Source organism: Priestia abyssalis (genome assembly GCF_002019595.1).
Lineage (GTDB): Bacteria > Bacillota > Bacilli > Bacillales > Bacillaceae_H > Bacillus_BA > Bacillus_BA abyssalis.
The window spans coordinates 2526002-2548406 of record NZ_KV917369.1 but is presented as its reverse complement, the minus strand read 5'-3'; the positions used below and the strand labels follow the sequence as shown (position 1 = coordinate 2548406).

Genomic DNA, 22405 nt, shown 5'->3' with positions numbered 1-22405 from the left:
ATGGAAAGAAGGACTTCTATGTATATTAGTTTCTAAAGCACCTCTATATAAGGTGCTTTTTTATTAGCTGTCATTTTTCAAACCGTTTAAGCTGCTCTAATAAATTCTCGGCTGCTAATATTTCCACTTGCCGTTTTCCTAATAAGTCAAAATGAGGATATTGTGAACGGTTGTCAATATAGCGTGAAGGAATGCCATACTTCTCTCCCCATTTGATTAACCGCTCAATATCGGCGCATCCTACTTTCGTGACGGTCTTCATACCAGGGAAGCGTTCATCGATCCAATAATGCGTGATAAAAGCAATCTTTCCGCTCCTTACTTTATCTTTCCATAACTGCAGTTCTTCTCGTTTAATACCAAAAGCCATATTCTCACCTCTTTCCCCTATCGTACCATATAAAAGATCAAGTCTGAAAACAGATGAATTGTCAAAAAGCGAAAGGTCGGAAAATGACTAAAACGTTAATCATATTAAAAGGCACAGCATAAGACACTGCAGGAAAATTAGCACAAATAGAGAAAAGAATAAGGATTAGGATAATGAAGTTGAAAAACGATTTTAAGGAGAAAAATCAATCGTGAAAAAACAAAAACCGGAACCATTAGAGAGAAAAATTGTGCAGCATTCTTTTAATAACCATCACTCACAAGAGTTAATAAGTGTTGGCATGAAGGGATTTGCCAGCAACGAAACCGAATTAAAGTTGAATGCTCTTAAGCTGTTAATAAGCTGTATGGACGTCGATGATGCGTGCGAAGGCGATTTAAGCGTTTTTGAAATGTTGATGGATCAACTCCTCTTAAGTACAGCGGAACAATTGGGTGCTGAAGGATGGTACGATTTGTTGCCGGAGGAGCTTTTGCCATACAATCCGGACACGAATGAAATGGAAATATCAGAACTTGTTAATTGGCTCCTTTTGAAACAATATGTAGACGGCAAAGTAGCACAGCTGCTCGAAAAGAAACCAACCGAGCATTAATCATCATCATAAAGTTGAACTTGGTATTATGTTATGAAACGTTTTATGATAAAATCGAAATAATCAAAAGCATAAAAGTATTTCAAATAGCGGAGGAATCGAGACATGACTATCCCAAAATATCCTGCAGATTTTCATGATTGCACGAGAGACAAGAGAGTGACGGAAGAAGAACTGAATTCGAAAATAAATGCAGAAATTCAAACGATGATCGAATTCATGAAGAAAAATGATACGGTCAATCATTCTAAATCATTTGACGATGTTTTGATTATCATTGACCGCATTTATGAATATGAAGAATACTATTATGAAATTTCTGTGGCCAAGCAGCATGCAAGAGCCATCGTAAGATAAAGGATGATATACATAACAAATGGGACATGAACAACAACGTTCATGTCCCATTTGTTATTGCGGCAATTATAGATACGCAATCGCTTGTTGCGGGTAGACACCGTCTAGATGTACCAACTCAAACATATTGATGTTGCTTTTTCCTATTTCTCCGCATAGAATCATTCCTTCTTCAACCACATTCATTTCTTTTGCTGATAAAGAAATGGTATATTGCTGATTTTGTGAAGCTCCAAGGGAGACGACACGAATGCTTTGATTGTTGAGTTTTATAATTTGAAAATATCCCTCAATTAGTTCGTCATAGCCCTTTACCGCTTTTTTGATGGTTTGAGCCATTTGGAAAAGAGGTTGGTGATAAGATGAATTCAATGTATAAGGTACATACGCATTCCAAAATTCAACGGATTGAATGATTTGCTGCTCCGTTTCTTGAATGACTGCGGCGACATGTTTTGCGATCTTTGTTTTCTGTTTTTGATCGACCCATTTTGTAAAGGCTTTAATCGTACTTAAAAAATCTTTGAGTCTCGATTTACTGACAACGCCGTTAAAATCAAAGAAATCTTTAGTCAAAAGCCGCTCCCAAAACGCATAACCGCACTCTTCCCAACTCGCTGGTGCATCATACTCCAATATTTCCCTTAAATCAAATAAGCTGTTTCGATACTTTCTGACCGTCCCTTCCCCTTTTCCTGCCGTCTTTTCTTTGTAAAAGGCAATCAGGTCCTTTGTGTAAAAATGATCGATCGTATCAGGTGTAAAGCCGAGGTCCTCGTAGTACGGGATATCTTCATTGTGTACTCGCGGAGGACGCGTATGCAGCGGCGGAATAGATTCGATAGACGATACCCTGCCCTCACCGCCTGTAACAAACGGCGATAAAGGAAGACCTAATTCTTTTCGGATCGTGTTAAAATCAGCCGTTACGTCCACTTTTCCAAACTGCTGCATCACAAGTCGGTATAAACTGCATTCGGTTTGCCGGAGCCATGTTTCTGCTTCTTTTCTTCCCATTTTAGCCAGCTCTCGTATCGTGTACTGATCAAATCTTGGAATTGGGACATCAATATCAAGAAGGCCGGCATTTTGAGCATACAAAGCAAAATAAGGAGGAGTGTCTTCATCAAGGTGAACCAGTGTATTGGTTATCTTGACATGAATTGGGCTTTCGATGGATGTAACGAATTCATCCAAATATGAAACAGCATCTCCCGCTCCTTTTATTTTCTCCTTCCATTGTTTTGCCTTTTCTTCCTCTATGCAGGTGACTTTCAAACGATCAGATTTCAATAACACACTAGCATCAACTTCCCCTAAATAAACGTTCCCGTTCATTTCATTGTCCGTGTAAGCCCGCCATTTTCCAATCCAGCTGACAATCTTTTCCGTCTCTTCCCACTTGTCAACGACGATATCCACTTGATCATATAAAAAATCGGTTAATCTTTCTTCGTCGTTCACTTTATACTCCAGCGTATATTCATGGACCATTTTAGATGGTTCTTCTTCATCGCTTCGTTTGTTTTCATTTGCCAGAAGTACCCCTAAAATCTCCGGATAATAATCCATCAGCACTTCCTCATGGCTTAAACCGGTTTCGTTTATAAATTCACGAATTTTTTCTTCCGCAAAATAAATCTCTTCCGGACCTTTAAAAACACTGACTCCATTAAAATAGAAATGATTCTCAAATGGTTCCAATAAGCCGAGCGTCCCGTACCATGGGAGAAATTCAGCTATATTTTCTTTTGAAAATGGAACCGTGAATCGTTCTTTTGTGAAAAGATCTTCAAACAGAACGTCTTTCTCTTGGATTTTAATCGCTTGTACGAGTTTTAACCGAAGCTTTGTCCAATTTTCGGCCATCGTTCTTTCCAGCGGCGACAACCGGGCTTTATTTTCCTCATAAAACCATTCAATCCCTCGAAGACCATTGTCGAATCGTTTGAAGAAATGAAGCCAAAATTGAAAAAATCCGGATCCAGACATGTTAACGATACTTTTAGATGATCGTTGATTAAATTCCGATTGTAATTGACAAAAATCATTGAAAGGGATGTTTTTGTCAAAAAAATAGCTCATTTTTTCGACAAGACTATACTTCTGCTGAATAAATCGTTCTTCTTTCACTTCATTTAGCTGAACGACCCCTTCTTTTTTCAAGCAGCATTTCTTATATTTTTTTCCACTGCCGCATGGGCATTGATCATTTCGATTTGCAATCATATGTTTTCTCCTCTCACGGGTCACCCTATTTGCTTTGTTTGTATCTTCGAAGACAGACTTAAATTCTCCTTCTTTTTACTGGAACATTTAAAAAGCCGTCTTTACAAAAAAAGAAGACGGCTTTTCTATCATTATAGACAGGAAAAGGCAAAACTACTCTTTGCATCTTCTTTACAGCTGTTTCGAAAAATCATCCACCAAGCCGGCAAAAATTGATAATGCATGCTCGATCGGCTCTCGTTTGGATAAATCGACACCCGCTTGTTTTAATAATTCAAGCGGATAATCAGAACTTCCGCTTTTTAAAAAGTTTAGATAGGCTTGCTGTGCGGCCGGATCCCCTTCAAGCAGCTTATCTGCAAGATGAATGGCTGAAGCAAAGCCTGTCGCATATTTATATACATAAAAAGGACGGTAAAAATGAGGAATTCTCGTCCAGCCGTATTTCACTTCATCGTCAAATACGATGTCCATTCCATTGTACTCTCTAAAAAGCTTTTCATATATGCGGTTGAATGCCTCGGCATTCAATGCTTCTCCATTCTCCGCTTTTTCATGGGTGATTTTCTCAAACTCTGCAAACATGACTTGCGTAAAGAACGTTCCTTTGAATTGGTCGATAAAATGGTTCAATAAATGTTTTTTCATTTGCGGGTCATCCGTGTTGTTCAATAAATAACGAATCAATAAAATTTCATTGACGGTAGAAGCGACTTCTGCGACGAAAATGGAGTAACCGGCTTTAATCTGCGGCTGATGTTTGCTTGAATAATAGCTGTGCATCGCGTGCCCCATTTCGTGTGTCAGCGTAAATAAACTGTCAAGATCGTCCTGGTGGTTTAATAATACGAAAGGATGAACCCCATAAAGCCCCAAGTTATAAGCACCTGAACGTTTTCCGGGTGTTTCTCTCACATCGATGTACCGCTTTTCTTTAAAACCCTTTAACGTTTCAACGTATTCCTCACCGAGCGGCTGCAGGCTTTTCAGCATGGTGTCATATGCGTCATCATAAGAAATCTCCTGCCTCATGCCGCTCACTAACGGAACACTTAAGTCATAGGCCCGGAGTTCCTCGACACCAAGCTGTTTTTTTCTGATTGTCATGTAGTCATGAAGCGGTTTGATATTTTGTTTCGTCGATTGAATTAAATTGTCATACACTTCTTTCGGAATCATATCAGAGAACAATGAGCGCTCCAAAGCGGATGGATATTCTCTCATTTCTGACAGCAGCACATTGTTTTTAATCGCCGATGACAGTGTAGATGCAATCGTATTCTGCAGCTGAACATACGGTTCATAGTACGCGTGATACGCTTCTTTCCGTTTATCGCGCTTTTCATCTTCGATTAATTTCGAATACATCCCTCTTGTCAGACGGATTTTATCTCCCTTTTCATCGGTTATCTCACCAAACCGAATATCCGCGTTATTAATCATGCCGAATGTTTGCTTTGGAGAGGAAAACGCTTCTCCCATTTTAGAGAGGACTTCTTCCTTTTCCTTGCTTAACACATGTTTCTTATATCGATATGCTTCCAATAAATCATCTTCGAAATAAGCGAGTTCTTTTACTTCCTCTATGTATGCTTTTAAAACGGTTTCCTCAAGACTCAATAAAAAAGGCATGAAAAAGGCGTTTGCACTGCTCATGTTCTGGCCGAGTCTAGTCGCTTTCTCGAGCAAGGCTTGAGAAGCGGAAACGCGCGTGTCCAAATCCATTTGCAAATGCGCGTACACGTATAATTTGCTGTAATTATACCGTGCGCTCTCTTTCATCTGCAAGTAGTCGCATAATGAGCGGGCATCCTTGATTGTTCCATCAAACATTTTTAACTGCTCGATCATTTCTACAATCTTGTTATAATCTGCTTCCCACGCTTCCATTGAGGCATAAATATCAGCTAAATCCCATGTTTCGTGGGCCGGTACATCTTTTCTTGATGAATAGTTTTTCATCTATAAAACTCCCTTCATGCATATATGGATAGTTTATTAGAAGAACCGCTTAAGTAGTATTTTCTTCTCGTTGCTTTTTCTCATAATGCGCTTTCAAGATCGAAATCCCTTCTTTGCACACCCCATAGCGGAGCCAGGAACATCCTTTGCAAAGGACATCCAAATCATCTGGATCAACATGACGGGCCACCATCGACACAAGCTCGCTCTTTTGATAGATTTCGCCGTGCTTGATGCCTAAATGCTGCGTCACATTCGTGTCCAACCCAATCACATGGGGTTCGGATTGATTGCACACCCCGTCTCCTTTATGTGGGCAAAAGGAACATGTTTCATCGAGCCCAACGACGACTTGAATGGGATAATCCAGTGTTTCATCCCGTATTTCCTCTACGATTTCGGTCATTTTCTCGACGAAATCCGGACTATATCCCATTCCCCTGAAGCCATGGACACACAGTAAATGATGGCCTCTCAGTACTCGACGTCTCACCCTTCATCCCCCTTCGTTTACTTTAAATCGATTTCCAACACGACCGGACAATGATCGCTCCCCATTACATGGGAGTGGATGTGAGTATCTTTTAATGAATCTTTCAATCTGTCAGAAACAATAAAATAATCGATTCTCCATCCAATGTTTCGCTCACGCACTTTATTCATGTACGACCACCACGTATAGGCGCCTTCCTTGTCCGGGTTAAAATAACGGAACGTATCCACAAAACCGGATTGCAAAAGCAGTGTCATCTTTTCACGTTCTTCTTCAGTGAATCCTGAATTTCCTTTATTCGGCTTTGGATTTTTCAAATCGATTTCCATATGGGCAACGTTTAAATCCCCGCAGTAAATAACCGGCTTGATGCTATCCAGCGTTTGGAGATGCACTAACATTCTCTCTTCCCATGCCAATCTGAAATCAAGCCTCGCCAAATCCCGCTGAGAATTGGGCGTGTAGACATTGACTAAATAAAATTCTTCAAATTCCAATGTAAGAATTCGCCCTTCTGCTTCTTCCGTTTCCATTCCGACACCGTACATCACCGACAATGGCTTTCTTTTCGTAAAAACAGCTGTTCCCGAATATCCTTTTTTCGTCGCATAATTCCAATACTGATAGTAGTTTTCTAAGTCCAGATCGATTTGTCCTTCTTGCAGTTTCGTTTCCTGTATACAAAAGATGTCCGCATCCATTTCGCTGAAATAATCCAAAAATCCTTTTCGTACACATGCCCTGATGCCATTCACATTCCAAGAAATAAGTTTCATAAAATAATCTGATTCTCCTTGCTCATTGATCTATTCGACTCTGTAAAGTTTATCGTAAAAGCGAGGATGCGCACAATAAAAATGGATTAGAGATTCTCAATTAGAACAAACTACCAGACTTAAAGATGTCTTATTCCAACTGATGAAACGAAATCAGTTATATAAACGTATAATTGTTAAGAAGCCGGAAAGGAGATGAGATGGATGTTACAGTTGTTGCTAACCACTGGCATAGTCGGTATTCTTATTTCAGGTATTTTCATTGGAGCTTGGACAGATGGACAACAGCAAAGAGCAAATTTTCATTCAGAAACAGACAAACATCGAAATTTCAGAACGAAAATCGCCTTGTATTCTGGTCTGGCAGGAGCATTATCATTGTGTATTGCCGGGTTAATATACTTTATATAACAGGACGTTAATAAAAAATACCACGACCATTTCAATGAATGGTTGTGGTATAAAGGAATAATAAAAATATCCGGTTTGTTCTTACTTAAAATTGTTTTTTTATCTTATTTTCCCGCCAATACACTAATGAACTCCCTCATATAATCTGGCAGATCAGGCGGACGGCGGCTTGAGACAAGATGTCCGTCCACTACGACCGGTTCGTCCAGCCACTCAGCACCAGCATTCATCATGTCATCTTTAATCCCCGGTGTACTTGTGACTTTTTTTCCTTCTAAGATTTTTGCTGAAATCAGCACCCAGCCCGCGTGACAAATTTGGCCGATTGGCTTTTCTTGCTCGTTCATGGTACGAATCATCGTTAAGATGTCTTCATAACGTCTTAGTTTATCGGGAGACCATCCGCCTGGTACCAAAATCGCATCATATTCATTTGGATCGATATCGTGAAAAGATACGTCCGAAACAATTGGGACACCATATTTTCCTATGTATTCCTCCCCTGCTTTGTTACCCGCGATATGGACAACAGCGCCTTCCTCTCTTAGCCTCAGTACCGGATACCAAAGCTCTAAATCTTCAAACTCATCGCTGACGAGCTGAATGATCTTTTTACCTTGTAATTTCAATGCTATTCCTCCTTTACCTCTTTTTCCCCTTTATTCTGAAGTATGAAAAACGGAAATGCAAATAAAAGAAATTGATAAGAACTATATGAATATGATTACCCGATAAACAAAAAAGATGGAGTCAGCTCACCCGCTCCATCTTTTTTGCTAACGATGTTTTTCTAATGCCAGCTTGAGGCCAAACCCTATAAGCACAAGACCTGTCGCTTTATCCATCCATTTTTGTACATTTGGAGATAACAACCATTCACGCATATAGTTAATGAAATACACATAAATAAAAAACCATGTGATGGAGAGAACAGTGTAAACGATTCCCATTATGATCAATTGCTGAGTAGTGCTTTCACCAGGGGTTACAAATTGCGGTAAGAATGTTAGGAAAAACATCGCGACCTTCGGATTTAGTACATTTGATAAAAGCCCTTGTTTGAACGGAGAGCCTTTTTTATTTAATTCAGGAAGATTTTCTCCCTCAATCGTTTGCTTTTTGTTGCTTGCCCAAAGGGAAGAAACACCCAGATATAACAAGTACACGGCACCTGCATATTTGACGATTTCAAATGCAGCAGCTGATTGTAATAGAATGGCTGAAAGCCCAAACGCAGCGGCAAACGTATGAACTAAAGATCCGGTCGAAATGCCTAATGCCATTTGAAAGCCTGTCTTTTTCCCCGTTGCAATCGTCGTTTTTGTAATTAAAGCCGTATCAATCCCTGGACTCATCACTACAAAAAGTGAAAGTACGAAAAACGTAAGAAATTCATTCATTTCCTTCCCCTCCCCATTTTCTTGTAACAACTGATGAGATAAAATATAATTTAATGAATGTAATTGTAGTTTAACACAATTTCTTTATTTTCAAATTATATTTAACTATTTTAACTAATATTTAAAAACTATAGAGGAGCATCAGGAATGGAAAATATTGATATCGGTAAAAAAGTGGAAAAACATCGGAAAACAAAGGGATTGAGCTTGAGGGAATTATCGGCATTAGTGGAAATTACACCTTCGATGTTAAGTCAAATTGAACGGGGATTGGCCAATCCTTCCATCCAAACACTCAAACTTCTGGCCAAGGCTCTAGATGTTCCCACCTTCAGCTTTTTGCTGGAAGAAACGAATACAGCTGATTTAGTGGTTCGGTCGAGCAGCCGTAAAAAAATGACCATTGATCATTTATCTTATGAGTTATTATCGCCTGATTTTACCGGAAATCTCGCTGCGGCAATCATGAATGTCCCTCCGAATACCCATTCATCCGAGAAGCTTTTGGAACATAAAGGAGAGGAAGTCGCGTTTATTTTAGAAGGGAAAATCAAAATCCATCTAAATGAAGAGGAATTTATATTGGAAGCTGGAGACAGTGTAAAAATACCAGCCTATATGAAGCATAAATGGGAAAATGAATTCGATCAGCAAGCCGTTGTGTTATTTGCGGTGACACCGCCGGCTTTTTAGTTCATATGGGAGAAAAAGGAACACACAGACTGCCTCTAACTTTGTTTATAGAGAATATTGCCTCATAAAAAATCTGCACCTCCAATTGTTAGTTGTGTCTAGTAATTGAAGGTGCAGTTCATAATAAGATGTCTTCTTTTTAATATTTATAAGATTGCCCGCCATCGATTGGAATAACGGTTGCGTTTATAAAGTTTGCTTGGTCAGACAATAAGAATGCAACTAAATAACCCACTTCTTCTGGTTTGCCGAATCGTTTCATTGGGTTTGGTTCAACAAATTGTCTCCCCACTTCTTCCCAGTTGTCTGGATCAATTTGTTTTAATGAACCTTCAACCATTGGTGTCATGATCGCGCCTGGTGCAATGGCTTTAATACTGATTCCATATTGACCGTATTCAATTCCAGAGTTTCTTGTTAATCCGACCACGCCGTGTTTACTCGCTGCATAACCAGATTGGTTTCCTACCCCGCGAATGCCACCAACAGAAGCAGTATTCACAATGGAACCAAAACCTTGTTCTCTCATGATTTTCAATACGTGTTTCAAACCATAAAACACACCATTTAAGTTGACATCAACTACTTTTTGGAATTCATCAATACCAAAATCCTCTGTTGGGTTTTGTTTTCCTTCGATTCCTGCATTGTTGAAGAAACCATCGATTTCCCCAAATTTCTCAACGGTTTCATTTACATAGTTTTCAACTGCTTTTTCATCTGCTACATTTGCAGTGATAAGCAACACTTCTGCGTTTGGTGCAACTTCTAACACTTTACTTTTTGTTTCTTCTAATGAAGCAGAATTTAAATCAACGAGTGAGAGTTTTGCTCCTTCTTTTGCTACTTGTAAGGCAGAAGCTTGACCTAAGCCAGATCCCGCACCTGTAATTAAGATTACTTTGTCATCAAAACGATTGCTCATGGAAAATGTCCTCCTTTATTTTTGTTTCTAGGTCTAAGGGAAGATCCGTAGGAAACAATAAATAACGTATGCTTAGATATCCTTAAATTGTTTTTAATTAAACTATCTCTCATTAAAGGTATATAGAGGTGAAAGTCATGGTTTCCTGCTTATCGCCCAATTGGTATAAGTAATCCTGCAAACAAGAACCATTCACTGTTTCAAACTTGAAACAAAAGATTCGTCCCCTTAATTTATTATTGTGCCGTATACCCACCATCAACGATTAAGCTATTGCCAGTCATGAATGAAGAATCATCTGAAGCCATGAATAATACTGCTTTTGCCATTTCCTCCGGTTTACCAAGACGTTTTAACGGTGTGGCTGCAGCTAAAGCTTGCTTGCTTTCTTCAGGTATAATCGGTGTATCAATAAAACCAGGGCATAATGCATTAATACGAATATTTTGTTCTGCGTATTCAAGTGCAAGTGAGCGAGTTAAGTTAACTACGCCGCCTTTTGCTGCGTTATAGGCTGCTGAACCAGGTGAGCCAACCCAACCGTACATAGATGCCGTATTCACAATCGTACCGCCGCCTGTTTTTAACATTTCGCGAATGGATTCACGCGCTACTAAGAAGACACCATCTAAGTCAACATTTACGGTATTGCGCCATTCTGAGTATTCTAATTCATGTGATGGATGAACACGACCGATCCCTGCATTGTTGAAGACAACGTCCACCTTGCCGAAAGTTTCAATTGTTTGTTTAAAGATATTTGCCACTTCTTCTTCACTTGTAATATTTGCTTTTATAAAAAAAGCTTCAGCATTAAGCGCTTTCAATTCTTTCTCAAAAGTTTTTCCTTTTTCCTCATTTAAATCAACAAGAACCACTTTGGCTCCTTCTGAAACGAATAAACGTGCAGTTGCTGCCCCAATACCAGATGCTCCTCCAGTAATCACGGCTACTTTATCTTGTAATTTTCCCATTCCCAAATCCTCCTCCTATTAGTAAAATTTCTTTAAGAGAAAAGTACTAGACCGATTTAATATCTGTACTATTTTGTTTACAATTTAATTGTACTACTTTGCCCTTATTTAACAATCATTAAGATATTAAGAAGTGTCTATTAACTAGACACTTCTGATGAATCTGTCTATTCTGGTGGAGGTTTTTTCATGAATAACGACCAACATACATCATCTCAACGACAAAATCGAACAAAAGAACATTTAAAGCAAGCATTGATTGAACTCATAAAAGAGAAGGGGTACCATTCCGTTACTGTAAAAAACATTGTCGATTATGCCGCCTATAATCGCAGTACTTTTTATATCCATTACACAGATAAAATTGAATTAGCTGAAGATTTACTTGTTTCCATGCTTCAAGGATTAGAAGCTTCAGTAGGAAAACCATATACACCTGGTCACAAAATATATACAGCCAAGCTAAATGCACCGTCTTTTAATATCGTTTCTTATATTTATCAAAATCGGGATTTTTTTGCACTCATTAACTACGATGATACGCTGCCCGGATTACATACACAATTCCCTCAAACGATCTTAAAAATCTATAAGGAACAATTTATTTTCGAAACCATCAACAATATTCCAGTCAATATGGATTACTTTAAACATTATACAGCCTATGGCTTTTACGGACTCCTTCAGAATTGGATCCAAAATGGCTTCAAAGTAACCCAAGAAGAATTCATCCAAGAAGTCATTGATCTAACCAAAACACATATTCACTCAATTAAGTATATTGGAAATTACTAAGTAAGGGTTAAAGCCATTCCCCTTTCTGGAGGCGGTCATTATTATGAATTTAGCGGTGTTATCACTGTAAACGGAACTAACCCTCATAGACACAGATATAGTGGAAGAACAAGTCCATAGCTTTATTTTCCTGCATCTTCACAAATGTTAATTACTTAGATATAAATTTGAAAACTCCTTGAATATCAAGGAGTTTCACTTGTTTTATGGATTGTTGGCCAATCTTTTAGATACCTAGCGCTCTTATCGTTAACATAATCAAGGATTATCTGTCGTTAGCAAATGGTAATTTAGGCTGCGAATAAGCTTCATATAAGGAAGTTGTAACATATTAATACTCTATAACGCTTGTGAAATGGCTAGTCACCATCACAGAGCTTTACAAACGAAGGGAGGATATGAAAATGAATAATAACGTAAATGCACCATTTCCTTCTGGAGAGAATGTTCCTTTCTCACCTATCATGTCTCACGGATATACAGCTCCTGTTTATGGATGCACAGCTCCTGTTTATGGGTATGGCGGACACCATCATGGATGTCATAGTTTCGCCATCATCGTAGTGTTGTTTATTTTATTAATCATCATTGGTGCATGTACTTTCTGCGGTTATAAGGGATGACTTGATCAAAGGCATCCGCCTAAAAAACTCCAGTACAGTTACTGGAGTTTTTTTATTGGTTAGTTAAGCAAAAAAGCTGATAATTTTTAATGTAAAACAGATGTAATCTCGATTTTAATCGTTCCAACACTTGTCTTAGAACCTAATGCTTCAAAAGCCTTTTCATGCAAATTTAGTTTGTTTTGAGGAAACCCCTTTACTTCGTCTACTACGACAACTAAAATTTCTTTAGGATTCGGGATTGATACATTTTTTATCTGTAAAACTTGTCCACACTTATACGGACTACCTTCTCCCACTGCTGCGGTCATACTATTGTTATATGTCCAGTGTCTTTTTTCTGTCGCTATTACTGTTTGTTAAAATCCGGAACTTCGCATCCATCTTCTGTACAAACGGCCCCTTGATCGTTTGTCGGTGATAGGGATTGTAATGCAGGTTTCTCATTTTCTTCTTCCCATACTTTTTGTAGTGCGCCCGCGAATACTTCAGACGGCTGCGCTCCGGATATCGCATATTTGTTGTTTAAGACGAAGAACGGTACGCCTTGCACACCGATTTGTTGAGCTTGGGCCTCTTCCCCTCGAACGGCTGCCTCGTAATCACTTCCTTGTAAGACGGCTTCCACTTCATTTCGGTCCAGTCCCGCTTCTACTGCAAGGTCTGTTAACGTCTCGTGGTCACCGAGATGCTTCGAATCCGTAAAATAAGCTTTCAGCAACCGCTCTGTCACTTCCGCATCTTTTCCTTTTGCTTCTGCAAACTTAGCTAAACGGTGCGCATCGAATGTATTTGTGCGGATCAGCGTCTCAAATTGAAAATCCAACCCGACCGCTGCGGCTTGCTGTGCGATGCCGTCGTTCATTTGTTTCGCCTGTTCAACCGGCATGCCGTACTTTTTCGCGATGATTTCATGGATGGAAAGGTCTATATCCCGGCTTGCATGAGGATCCAATTCAAAGCTTTTGAACACTACTTCTACTTGATCTCGATGCGGGAATTTCTCCAGTGCTTCCTCCAAACGACGTTTTCCAATATAACAAAATGGGCAGGCAAAATCTGACCATACTTCAATTTTCATCGTTACACCTCATTTTTCATTCATAATATGAAAAATATCATACCACATGTTCAGCAATAATCCTCTTTATCTGCTTATACTTTCAAGATAAGCAAGTATTCCTCATCGATTCCTATTCAACCATATCGTCATCGGAGTCATCTGCATGTTTTCTCCCATAACGCGAGGCGTGACAATCATGGCATAGATGAAACGGAAACTCCCATGGTAAGCCTTCTCCGCATTTTCTGCATATTCTCTGTAACGGTTTCACGCCAGTTTTTAAGATTTCATGGATATCGTCGCTGATTTCGTCCCGTATCCGTTCCCAGTAAAGAGCTTCGGTGCGTCTATCTAACCGGTATAAAAATAAAAGATGCAGACCAGCCGCTTTATAAGAAAGTTCCAGTTCCTCAAGACTGCCTTTTTTGATGAGCGGATCCGGCAATTCCTGTTTGCGGACAATCGCCATCATCGTATCTTGCCATTGCGCCACAAGACGCGGTTCATGGGCAGAAAACGGAAGATGCAAAAACCCGTAAAGATCGATCACGGAAAGGCGCGCTTCCATTTCGGTGCCGCGAATAAGATGATATAGTTCCTGTTCCTCTGTCAGAGCGGCTTTTTTTGTTCCGATTGGACTTTCAAATTTCTCCCAAAGTTCAAAAAACGTACCGAGCGTCCGGGCATATTTTTGAAAACGTTGAAGGACGGCGTTTGTCGGTGCAATCGTAAACGTCGAAATGGGTTCGTCTTCTTGCTGAAGCAGTCGGGTCATGAGGGCGATATCTCTTGAAAAAGCGACTTTTCCTACATTGTACAGTCCTTTTCGGCCGGCACGCCCCGCAATTTGCTTTACTTCCTGTGACGTTAACCGCCGTCTTGTCATCCCGTCAAATTTCTCATTTTCGAGGAAGACGATGCGGCGAATCGGTAAATTCAGCCCCATACCGATCGCATCAGTTGAAACAATGACGGTTGTTTCTCCGTTGATGAACCGCTGAATTTGTTTTTTTCTCGTTTCCGGCGGCATACTGCCGTAAATCATGCTGACAGATTGGCCGCTGCTTTGCAGACCCGATGCGACCTCCAATACACGTCTTCGCGAAAAGCATACGAGTGCATCCCCTTGTGCAGCCCCGCTCATCTCAAACGCTTTCGTTTCCACTTGAAGCGGGATGTCACGGCGATACTCACGGATGTCGACGCGGGAATGACCAAGCAGCTGAGTAATCATGTTTTTCGAATTTCGGCTGCCGATGATATGAACTTCCTGCGCATTCGCTTTTGTCATCGCTCGATACCATGAAAACCCCCGGTCTTTATCCGCGATCATTTGTGCTTCATCAATGACTACGACTTCATAAAAATCTTTTTCATGAAACATTTCAACCGTGCAGGAGATATGTGCCGCTCCCTCGACTGTTTTTTCTTCTTCCCCCGTTTTTAACGAACAGGGAATGCCTTCTGTATTCAACTTTTCATATACTTCAAGGGCCAGCAAGCGAAGCGGGGCTAAATACAATCCGCTCTTTGCTTCTTTCATTCTTTTGAGCGCCTCATACGTTTTTCCGGTATTCGTCTCGCCGATGTGAAGCACATACTGGATATTCCGACCTGCGGGAGGACTGTATTCGCGTCCGAACAGTTCCTCGATCATGCGGGCTTCCTCGGCTTTTTTTCGTTCAATTTCGGCTGATATCTCCGCCTTCTTCCGTTCTTGCTCGACAAGCTGACGTTCGTAAATCTCTTGATGCGCTGTCAAGTCAAACGGAATGTCCGCGAGCTGGATAAGATCCCGAACATACTCTAATTGGATGCGCGAGAAATACTCGTTTACAATCTCAAACAGCGGTTCAATCATGATGTCCGTTAGCTTCTCGACTGTTAAAGGCTCACCGTATGTTTGATGAAAATCGCTCAACAAAGGCTGAGGCAATTGGTGGATGGCCCATTTCGGCACAAATTCACATAAATAATAGGTAATGAGCCGTTCGTATTCATAATAATACGTTTCATATTCATAATGTCTGCGGTCCCAGTGAAGAGAGACTTTATCGGAAGTTCCGGGCAATTCCTGAAGAAACGCAGCGACAGTCGGATAAAGATAAGGGTTGGAGGAAGCTAAATCGAAATCCACTTCTCCCTTTAACATTTCCTCCAGCTTATGTATATCGATGACCGGGTTGTTTAATTTTTTCTTGACATCATTAGCTAATTGGCAGGCGACGTAATATCTGACATATAGATACAACGTGAGATGGTACCGCTTGATTGACTTCAAAGCGGATTTAATCAGTCTTTTCTTCACATCGGCCCTTTTTTCTAAAAGCTTTCTTTCTTTTTCCTGTTTCAGAAAATGCGCTCTTCGCTTTTCATACCGGTCCTGCCACTCGCTTTGATTACTGCTGAAGGTATCGTTTAACCACTGTATGGCATCAAAAGGCTGGTATGTTCTCATTTCATTTCGAAACAGCTGATTGATCAGTTTTCGGTCAACGCCTTCCACCTCATAGCCAGCTTCCTTTAAATACGCCTTTTTTCCGGCTTTTGATACATCGTTTGTGACCGCATTCAACCATACATTCATCCAAATTTGTTCAATATAATGCTTTCGGTCAGCCAAAAACTGTTCATATGAGGGTATCTTTTCTTTCTCTTCCAAATACCGATCCAGGTCTTCCGCCAGTTTCATTTTCGTCTGTTCCACCGCATGAGGATAAAGATTCATCCATTCAGTCATCAAAAATCTCCTTTGTTCTACATCCATCTATCTGTTTGTATGTTTAACTTACCCAAATAAAAAACATTCTCCCAGGCAGGAAAATGTTTTGGTTGTTTTCCGCTGTTTTGTTTTCATCGTCTGCGATAAATGACTTCCACTGTCATTTGGCTTTGAAGTTCCGGAGGCAAACATTGCAAAAAAGCGGCAATCGCAACAGGCTTACAAATTGCCAGAACAAGCTGAGGGTCTTGCCACATCCATGGTTCAATGACAACGTTAGCCGCCTTTGATGCTTGAAGGGCGCAAGCTTTCAGCAGCGGTTTCCACTCTTTTCCCATCGTATTCGGATACATCACAAGCAAAGAAATGCGATGCCTTCTTCTGCCGTAAAGATCGAGATAAGAGGCCAATATTTCTTCATAACTGATGTTATAAACCCATTCAGACATTTGGTCCACTTCCTTGCCGACATTCATGTTTATAGAAGAAACATCTCCTTGAAAAGGCTCCTGTCGGGAAGCAACAGTCATGATTTTTCTGTCACGAGCATATGGAAAACAACACCAGAGATATGAAATGGGCTGATAAAAGGGACATACTGTATGCAACATCCCGTACGATAAACCGTACATTTGGCCACTCTCCTTTCTCCATTTAAACATATGAACCTCAAGCTCGTCATGTGTATTGTACCGATCTTTGGTAAAAATGTCTTTTTTTCGCCGTTTTCATTGAACGTGTTATAAAAACGGAATAATTTTTCCATAATGGATACTGCAAAGCCGTTTCCTTTCATAACGGGTGAAGGATATTCGATTTGAATGAAAGCGGCTGTATCAAAAAGGGAAACATTAATGATGTTATGAAGAGGTGATTGTATGCCAATGCAGCGTACATTTATAATGGTAAAGCCTGATGGAGTAAAACGAGGATTGATTGGAGAAATCATCAGGCGCTTTGAACAAAAGGGTTTCAGTATGTTAAATGCGGAGCTTATGACGGTAGATCGGGCTAAAGCAGAATTTCACTACATGGAACATCAAGATAAACCGTTTTTCGGAGAATTAGTGGACTTCATTACATCCGGTCCTGTATTTGCGATGGTATGGGAAGGAGAAAATATTATTGAAGTATCGCGCCTGATGATTGGAAAAACGAGTCCGACTGAAGCAATGCCTGGAACCATTCGCGGTGATTTCGCTTGCTCCAAGGCGGAAAACGTCATTCATGGCTCCGATTCGCTATTAAGCGCCGAACGGGAAATCGAAAATTTCTTTGAGCCGCTGAAAAAACGTTTAGCGGACGATGATTATCCTTTTGAAGAACGCAGAAGTGTTTAATGAATTTAAACAAAAAACAGACTGTCGGGAAACCCGCGACCGTCTGTTTTTTCATTTTTAAATGGCGTCTTCCACACCTTTTTGAAGGCGCTTTGCTTCACTGTCAGACAGTTTGACAACCGAGAAACCAATCAGTGAGAAGATAATAGAAATAATCGGAACCGAAAAGTTTAAGATGGCATAAGGCGCATAAGCAAACGTAGAAACACCTAATGTCCCAAATATGAAGATAGCGCAGGTGTTCCATGGAACAAAGACGGATGTAATGGTTCCGCCGTCTTCTAAAGCACGGGAAAGGTTCTTTGGATGCAGTTTTCGATCTTGATACGCTTTTGAATACATACGGGATGGTACCACAATGGACAAATACTGGTCAGCTGATGCGACATTGGAAAAGAAAGATGTCACAACGGTAGAAGCCAATAATCCGCCGTCTGATTTGACGAGTTTTAAAATTTGTTTGACGATGGCTTCCAGCATTCCCGTGTTCTCCATCACACCGCCAAAAACGGCAGCAACTAGAATAAGAGAAATGGTATACATCATCCCGTCAATTCCGCCGCGATTGAGCAGCTGATCGACCATCTCATTGCCTGATTCGAGACTAAAGCCGCCTTGCAGTGTTGTAACGGCATCCGCCGCGGAACCTCCCTGTACAAATACATGTGCCAAGGAACCTAAAATAACGCCTATGATGAGGGCTGGAAGAGCCGGTACCTTACGGGAGACAAGAAAAATGACAAATGCCGGAATCAATAGAAGCCATGGCGAGACAATAAATTGATCCTGCAGCGTATTCAACACCTTGTCGATTTCTCCGGCATCAACCGTATCAGAAGTGAATCCTCTTCCTAGATACCAATAAACGCCGAGCGCAATAACCAGTCCTGGAAGGGTCGTATACACCATATGGCGAATATGGTCAAATAAGTTGGCACCCGATAACCCTGAAGCAAGAAGCGTCGTGTCGGATAACGGTGACATTTTGTCTCCGAAATAGGAACCGGATATGACGGCTCCGGCAATCATCGGTGCAGGAATACCCATGCTCATGCCAATTCCCATTCCAGCGACCCCAATTGTGGCCATCGTAGACCAAGAACTTCCGATTGCCAATGATACCACGGCACAAATCAATGCGATTGCTACCAAAAAGTACGTAGGAGATAATAGCTTTAATCCATAATAGGTCATGGATGCTATGACTCCGCCGCCAATCCATGAACCGATAATCATCCCAACAACGATCAGAATAAGAACAGCGGGTAAAACGAGGAGAATCCCTTTGTACATTCCATCTTCAATCGTTTTCCAATTATAGCCGAGCCTCCAGGCAATAAACGCAGCAATCAGCGATCCGAGGATGAGAGGAACGTGCGGGCTTCCTTCAAACACGATAATCGTGACTGCCATGGCTGTCATCATCCCTACTAAAGGCAGCAAGGCCAAACCAAAAGAAACGTCTTTTTTCGTCGTGTCCAATTCATCTTCCCCCTTTGAATTATTCCGTTTTTTCGTCAATATGTAGGAAACATGTGCCATAGCCATTTATGAATCCCTTTTTATCACCACCTTTCCAATGGGATACAGACTGGATCTTGTCTCACTGCCGACTACTGTATTTTAAAACATTAGAGCAGAAAAAAGCCGAGCAAAACAGGCATCGCGAAAAAGAATGAGGATAAAGCCATTCTTAATGCGTGCTCGTGTTTGCCCGGCTATAATGAGACCATGAAAAGAGGCCGTCTTTTCACTTCATTTCAGCCAAACATTTTGATTCGAGTGTTTCTTGGAATCTTTTAATTACCTAACATATTGGCAACGCTTTCATATTTTATTATAGTAATACCTTCTACCATCGTCAATAACGAAATTTAAATTTTCTAAAATTTCAAACGAGAAATGCCGTCTTTTCTTGTTGATGGCTACATCGACAGCTTTTCATCTATTCTTTAGCTGGTTAGCGGCAGGAAAATGAGGATGTACAACGTTAAGGATGCTGAATGATAAAAAGCCTAATTTCTCAGCATTTTTACCGAGAAATTAGGCTTACCAGCCCGCTGGATGAAGGGGCAACAAACACTTTGGACTGGCAGTTTGCTCTCCCTCTCCTACTCTATACTGCGCCATAGATACAAGGATGCATAGCTTTCATATGGTTCCCATTGTTGTTTCAGTTCTTCCAGCATGCGATAATCCGGTTTTTGCTTGAGTCCAAGCAGATTTTGCACGGCGCGCTGGAGACCGATATCTGCTTTCGGAAACATATTCGGTCTTCCGAGCGCGAACATTAAAAAGTTTTGCACTGTCCATGGTCCGATTCCGCGAATAGGTAATAGCTCCTTTTCTACTTCTTCATCCGTCAATGACTTGAGCCCGTCAAGGTCCAACTTGCCGCTGACAATGTGCTGTGCGAGACCGATTAAGTATTCGGCTTTTCTTTGGCTAAACTGCAGTGCGCGCAATTCTTCTATGTTAATGGCTGCGACAACATCCGGGGTTGGATAAAACCAGACACCTTCAATTTGTTTGCCGTATGTATGCACGAAGCGTTCTGTCAGTGTGAAAGCAAATTTCAAGTTTAACTGCTGGTGCACGATGCACCGGATGAGACAATCAAAATAGTTGAATTCCAGCACGAGCGGCGTGTAAGCGAATGTTTCAAACAAAGGCCTCAAGTTGGTCGTAAGAAAATGGGTATGGATGCTATGAATATCTATGTTCCATCCAAAAATTTCACCGATTCGTTCCACTGTTTTTTCTTCCGGACCATCTCCCGACAATAAAAACGCCGGTGCGTCAAAGCTGCCGGTTCCTTTGACGGAAACGACTGTTTCTTTTCCGTTCATTATTAGCGGTATTTTGATTTCTTTTTCGTCTATGTTTACTGTGTGCAGCGGGTCTAGTGCCAGGCGCTGTAATACTTGGTCGAAGTTATAGGGACTTTGCAGTTCAACCGTCGTTCTCCACATCTTGTTCACCCTTTTTCGTATTTGCCCCCATTATAACACAGCCTTTTAGGTATACCATGTATTATTAAAACGACCCTGCGAACAATTTGAGGAAATGAACTGTCAAAATACTTATCAAATACAGTGGAGTATGGTATGATGTAACTACAAACATGAATATACTAAAAAGACCGCAGTTAGCGGCTACTAACTACGGTCATACAATAGTCGTTCCTTCCAGGGATCGGCCTTAAAAGACGGATAGACCTTTCCTCATGAATGGCGAGTTCTCAAGGAAGGTCTATTTTTTATGGTTATGAAAAGCCAGAATCGCAATGATTAGCATACTAAATGAAATCATCAAACTAATGGATTCATAAACCGACATGGCATCACCCCCTCTCCATCTGGAAGAATAAATGGGGAGTTAGCCGACCGCCCTTGAAAACAAACTAATGTATACTATTATTATACTATAAGTTGGGTTAAAATGGTAGAACATAAGTTCTTTTTTTGAGCCGTTATTGTACGTATTATAAAGTTCTCCTATTCCTCTCTTACATATCCGAATTTCCTTTATTATCTTTTCATAGAAGCAATCAGTTTCGGCAATTCCCCGTAAATACCAACGATTTCATCCATTTTCATTCTGACGAGACCACTCGATGAAGGGGCAACAAACTCCAGTGTTCCTGGTACAACGGGCTCTTTTTGGAGACCCCATGGCAGGTTCTTCTTTTGGCTGTACTCCTGATAGACGCCTTTTCCGACAAAGCAGACGATTTTCGGTTTATAGTGAGCGATTTTTCTTTTCAATTCTTCCCTTCCTTCTTTGTACTCTTGTTTCGTGATGTCTTGGGCCGCTTTGGTCGGTCTGGCTACGATATTCGTCAGTCCATACCCCAACTGCAGCAAGTCACCGTCTTCTGTCGGGTGGTATTTTCTCGGTGTTAAGCCCGCTTTATGTAAAATGGTCCAAAAGCGATTATTCGGATTCGCAAAATGATGTCCCGTTTCTCCGGAACGGATACTGGGGTTAAAGCCGACAAATAAAACGTCTAAATGTTCCTTTATATGATCATTAATTGGCTGCATATCATGATCCCGCCTTTTTTAAACAGTTCTATTCATTTAATTTACCCGGAATTTATTAAACTTAAAATCCTGTAATATTCACCTCAGCAAAAAAACTGATATCCATAATGAACAACGAAACACAAGAAATAAAAAAGCAACCAATACCTTTTCAAAAAAAGACTTGGCTGCTGATCATTCTATACATATTGGTTATGTTTCCTTCTCTATGCTTTCTCTGATCTTCTCTCTTAAATAGATGCATTAATCCTTTTTCTCTCCAAAAGAAATATCATATAAAGCATATATTAATACAGATAGGAAAAAAGTCTGGATAATTAACATTTTTTTCTCCCCGTTCCGCTTAAAGTGGATTCGTTTTGCTTAAAGTTTTAGAAGTCGGTTGTTATACAACTGACTGCATTTGTTCCTTCTCTTTTTTGCTTAATGATTTTGATAATGTAGTGATTCATATAATCCTGCTACTAGATAATCTTCTTGTTTATGAATGATTCTCCATCCATGGCCCTTTATGAAGCCGCAAACTTCCATTTTTCCTTCCTTAATAAATCAGCAATATCCTCCGTATTACCTGATATACTTGCATACACAATCAGAACGTTAGCCATCC

At 40.5% G+C, this 22405-nt stretch carries 24 protein-coding genes; 7 read left to right on the top strand and 17 right to left on the bottom strand.

Annotated features, from left to right (window positions below; genetic code table 11):
- Positions 1-70 precede the first annotated feature (70 nt).
- Complete coding sequence (locus BK575_RS11990; protein WP_078410579.1) at positions 71-370, bottom strand: hypothetical protein; 300 nt, start codon at positions 368-370, stop codon at positions 71-73.
- Positions 371-581: 211 nt separating this feature from the next.
- On the opposite strand from BK575_RS11990, the gene BK575_RS11985 reads away from it, so the two are divergent.
- Together BK575_RS11985 and BK575_RS11980 are read left to right on the top strand one after the other, a co-directional pair.
- A complete protein-coding gene (locus BK575_RS11985; protein ID WP_078410578.1) occupies positions 582-986 on the top strand; it encodes a hypothetical protein in 405 nt (134 codons plus the stop codon).
- Positions 987-1091: 105 nt separating this feature from the next.
- Positions 1092-1343, top strand: a complete 252-nt coding sequence (locus tag BK575_RS11980) for a hypothetical protein (protein WP_078410577.1) — start codon at positions 1092-1094, stop codon at positions 1341-1343.
- 66 nt (positions 1344-1409) lie between these two features.
- On the opposite strand, the gene BK575_RS11975 is transcribed toward BK575_RS11980, so the two are convergent.
- The 4 genes from BK575_RS11975 to BK575_RS11960 form a co-directional block, all read right to left on the bottom strand.
- Positions 1410-3572, bottom strand: coding sequence for an SEC-C metal-binding domain-containing protein (locus tag BK575_RS11975; RefSeq protein ID WP_078410576.1), 2163 nt, complete (start codon positions 3570-3572; stop codon positions 1410-1412).
- Positions 3573-3743: 171 nt separating this feature from the next.
- Complete coding sequence (gene pepF / locus BK575_RS11970) at positions 3744-5534, bottom strand: oligoendopeptidase F (protein ID WP_078410575.1); 1791 nt, start codon at positions 5532-5534, stop codon at positions 3744-3746.
- Between the two features lie 49 nt (positions 5535-5583).
- Positions 5584-5970 carry a DUF1284 domain-containing protein gene (locus BK575_RS11965; protein ID WP_407984378.1) on the bottom strand — a complete coding sequence of 129 codons (387 nt, stop codon included), beginning with the start codon at positions 5968-5970 and terminating at the stop codon, positions 5584-5586.
- Between the two features lie 74 nt (positions 5971-6044).
- Positions 6045-6803, bottom strand: coding sequence for an exodeoxyribonuclease III (locus BK575_RS11960; RefSeq protein WP_078410573.1), 759 nt, complete (start codon positions 6801-6803; stop codon positions 6045-6047).
- Between the two features lie 204 nt (positions 6804-7007).
- Between BK575_RS11960 and BK575_RS11955 the strand changes: the two genes are divergently transcribed.
- The gene (locus BK575_RS11955; protein ID WP_078410572.1) at positions 7008-7214 is read left to right on the top strand and encodes a DUF5316 family protein; all 207 of its coding nucleotides are present in this window, start codon (positions 7008-7010) and stop codon (positions 7212-7214) included.
- A gap of 104 nt (positions 7215-7318) precedes the next feature.
- On the opposite strand, the gene BK575_RS11950 is transcribed toward BK575_RS11955, so the two are convergent.
- Together BK575_RS11950 and BK575_RS11945 are read right to left on the bottom strand one after the other, a co-directional pair.
- On the bottom strand, positions 7319-7843 hold the full coding sequence (locus BK575_RS11950; protein ID WP_078410571.1) for a type 1 glutamine amidotransferase domain-containing protein: 525 nt from the start codon (positions 7841-7843) through the stop codon (positions 7319-7321).
- A gap of 147 nt (positions 7844-7990) precedes the next feature.
- On the bottom strand, positions 7991-8614 hold the full coding sequence (locus BK575_RS11945) for a LysE family translocator (protein ID WP_078410570.1): 624 nt from the start codon (positions 8612-8614) through the stop codon (positions 7991-7993).
- A 147-nt stretch (positions 8615-8761) separates the two neighbouring features.
- Between BK575_RS11945 and BK575_RS11940 the strand changes: the two genes are divergently transcribed.
- On the top strand, positions 8762-9307 hold the full coding sequence (locus tag BK575_RS11940; protein WP_078410569.1) for a cupin domain-containing protein: 546 nt from the start codon (positions 8762-8764) through the stop codon (positions 9305-9307).
- A 139-nt stretch (positions 9308-9446) separates the two neighbouring features.
- On the opposite strand, the gene BK575_RS11935 is transcribed toward BK575_RS11940, so the two are convergent.
- Positions 9447-10232 (bottom strand): SDR family oxidoreductase, encoded by a 786-nt coding sequence (locus BK575_RS11935; RefSeq protein WP_078410568.1) that lies wholly within the window; start codon positions 10230-10232, stop codon positions 9447-9449.
- A gap of 236 nt (positions 10233-10468) precedes the next feature.
- Positions 10469-11206 (bottom strand): SDR family NAD(P)-dependent oxidoreductase, encoded by a 738-nt coding sequence (locus tag BK575_RS11930; protein ID WP_078410567.1) that lies wholly within the window; start codon positions 11204-11206, stop codon positions 10469-10471.
- 189 nt (positions 11207-11395) lie between these two features.
- On the opposite strand from BK575_RS11930, the gene BK575_RS11925 reads away from it, so the two are divergent.
- The gene (locus BK575_RS11925; protein ID WP_078410566.1) at positions 11396-12001 is read left to right on the top strand and encodes a TetR/AcrR family transcriptional regulator; all 606 of its coding nucleotides are present in this window, start codon (positions 11396-11398) and stop codon (positions 11999-12001) included.
- A 464-nt stretch (positions 12002-12465) separates the two neighbouring features.
- Positions 12466-12624: a YjcZ family sporulation protein gene (locus BK575_RS11920; RefSeq protein WP_204524904.1), complete on the top strand. Its 159-nt coding sequence runs from the start codon at positions 12466-12468 to the stop codon at positions 12622-12624.
- An 86-nt stretch (positions 12625-12710) separates the two neighbouring features.
- On the opposite strand, the gene BK575_RS11915 is transcribed toward BK575_RS11920, so the two are convergent.
- The 4 genes from BK575_RS11915 to BK575_RS11900 form a co-directional block, all read right to left on the bottom strand.
- Positions 12711-12935 carry an RlpA-like double-psi beta-barrel domain-containing protein gene (locus tag BK575_RS11915; RefSeq protein WP_078410564.1) on the bottom strand — a complete coding sequence of 75 codons (225 nt, stop codon included), beginning with the start codon at positions 12933-12935 and terminating at the stop codon, positions 12711-12713.
- Between the two features lie 38 nt (positions 12936-12973).
- The gene (locus BK575_RS11910; RefSeq protein WP_078410563.1) at positions 12974-13705 is read right to left on the bottom strand and encodes a DsbA family oxidoreductase; all 732 of its coding nucleotides are present in this window, start codon (positions 13703-13705) and stop codon (positions 12974-12976) included.
- A 112-nt stretch (positions 13706-13817) separates the two neighbouring features.
- Positions 13818-16427 carry a helicase-related protein gene (locus BK575_RS11905; RefSeq protein ID WP_078410562.1) on the bottom strand — a complete coding sequence of 870 codons (2610 nt, stop codon included), beginning with the start codon at positions 16425-16427 and terminating at the stop codon, positions 13818-13820.
- A gap of 113 nt (positions 16428-16540) precedes the next feature.
- Entirely contained in the window at positions 16541-17041 is a 501-nt protein-coding gene (locus tag BK575_RS11900) for a hypothetical protein (protein ID WP_078410561.1), read from the bottom strand.
- A gap of 252 nt (positions 17042-17293) precedes the next feature.
- On the opposite strand from BK575_RS11900, the gene ndk reads away from it, so the two are divergent.
- Positions 17294-17749, top strand: a complete 456-nt coding sequence (gene ndk, locus BK575_RS11895; RefSeq protein ID WP_078414759.1) for a nucleoside-diphosphate kinase — start codon at positions 17294-17296, stop codon at positions 17747-17749.
- Between the two features lie 57 nt (positions 17750-17806).
- On the opposite strand, the gene nhaC is transcribed toward ndk, so the two are convergent.
- The 4 genes from nhaC to BK575_RS11880 form a co-directional block, all read right to left on the bottom strand.
- Complete coding sequence (gene nhaC / locus BK575_RS11890) at positions 17807-19174, bottom strand: Na+/H+ antiporter NhaC (protein WP_235867477.1); 1368 nt, start codon at positions 19172-19174, stop codon at positions 17807-17809.
- Positions 19175-19860: 686 nt separating this feature from the next.
- On the bottom strand, positions 19861-20721 hold the full coding sequence (locus BK575_RS11885; RefSeq protein ID WP_078410560.1) for a DNA-3-methyladenine glycosylase family protein: 861 nt from the start codon (positions 20719-20721) through the stop codon (positions 19861-19863).
- Between the two features lie 280 nt (positions 20722-21001).
- On the bottom strand, positions 21002-21088 hold the full coding sequence (locus tag BK575_RS29580; RefSeq protein WP_407984376.1) for a putative holin-like toxin: 87 nt from the start codon (positions 21086-21088) through the stop codon (positions 21002-21004).
- A 191-nt stretch (positions 21089-21279) separates the two neighbouring features.
- On the bottom strand, positions 21280-21795 hold the full coding sequence (locus tag BK575_RS11880) for a mismatch-specific DNA-glycosylase (RefSeq protein ID WP_078410559.1): 516 nt from the start codon (positions 21793-21795) through the stop codon (positions 21280-21282).
- Positions 21796-22405 lie beyond the last annotated feature (610 nt).

Coding starts and splice junctions, on each gene's coding strand:
- BK575_RS11885 (WP_078410560.1), bottom strand. CDS start 20,721: ATGTGGAGAACGACGGTTGAACTGCAAAGTCCCTATAACTTCGACCAA.
- BK575_RS11965 (WP_407984378.1), bottom strand. CDS start 5,970: ATGGGATATAGTCCGGATTTCGTCGAGAAAATGACCGAAATCGTAGAG.
- BK575_RS11960 (WP_078410573.1), bottom strand. CDS start 6,803: ATGAAACTTATTTCTTGGAATGTGAATGGCATCAGGGCATGTGTACGA.
- BK575_RS11905 (WP_078410562.1), bottom strand. CDS start 16,427: ATGACTGAATGGATGAATCTTTATCCTCATGCGGTGGAACAGACGAAA.
- BK575_RS29580 (WP_407984376.1), bottom strand. CDS start 21,088: ATGTCGGTTTATGAATCCATTAGTTTGATGATTTCATTTAGTATGCTA.
- BK575_RS11980 (WP_078410577.1), top strand. CDS start 1,092: ATGACTATCCCAAAATATCCTGCAGATTTTCATGATTGCACGAGAGAC.
- nhaC (WP_235867477.1), bottom strand. CDS start 19,174: ATGATGACAGCCATGGCAGTCACGATTATCGTGTTTGAAGGAAGCCCG.
- BK575_RS11900 (WP_078410561.1), bottom strand. CDS start 17,041: ATGTACGGTTTATCGTACGGGATGTTGCATACAGTATGTCCCTTTTAT.
- BK575_RS11920 (WP_204524904.1), top strand. CDS start 12,466: ATGTCTCACGGATATACAGCTCCTGTTTATGGATGCACAGCTCCTGTT.
- ndk (WP_078414759.1), top strand. CDS start 17,294: ATGCAGCGTACATTTATAATGGTAAAGCCTGATGGAGTAAAACGAGGA.
- BK575_RS11910 (WP_078410563.1), bottom strand. CDS start 13,705: ATGAAAATTGAAGTATGGTCAGATTTTGCCTGCCCATTTTGTTATATT.
- BK575_RS11945 (WP_078410570.1), bottom strand. CDS start 8,614: ATGAATGAATTTCTTACGTTTTTCGTACTTTCACTTTTTGTAGTGATG.
- BK575_RS11990 (WP_078410579.1), bottom strand. CDS start 370: ATGGCTTTTGGTATTAAACGAGAAGAACTGCAGTTATGGAAAGATAAA.
- BK575_RS11975 (WP_078410576.1), bottom strand. CDS start 3,572: ATGATTGCAAATCGAAATGATCAATGCCCATGCGGCAGTGGAAAAAAA.
- BK575_RS11925 (WP_078410566.1), top strand. CDS start 11,396: ATGAATAACGACCAACATACATCATCTCAACGACAAAATCGAACAAAA.
- BK575_RS11955 (WP_078410572.1), top strand. CDS start 7,008: ATGTTACAGTTGTTGCTAACCACTGGCATAGTCGGTATTCTTATTTCA.
- BK575_RS11930 (WP_078410567.1), bottom strand. CDS start 11,206: ATGGGAAAATTACAAGATAAAGTAGCCGTGATTACTGGAGGAGCATCT.
- BK575_RS11915 (WP_078410564.1), bottom strand. CDS start 12,935: ATGACCGCAGCAGTGGGAGAAGGTAGTCCGTATAAGTGTGGACAAGTT.
- pepF (WP_078410575.1), bottom strand. CDS start 5,534: ATGAAAAACTATTCATCAAGAAAAGATGTACCGGCCCACGAAACATGG.
- BK575_RS11935 (WP_078410568.1), bottom strand. CDS start 10,232: ATGAGCAATCGTTTTGATGACAAAGTAATCTTAATTACAGGTGCGGGA.
- BK575_RS11880 (WP_078410559.1), bottom strand. CDS start 21,795: ATGCAGCCAATTAATGATCATATAAAGGAACATTTAGACGTTTTATTT.
- BK575_RS11940 (WP_078410569.1), top strand. CDS start 8,762: ATGGAAAATATTGATATCGGTAAAAAAGTGGAAAAACATCGGAAAACA.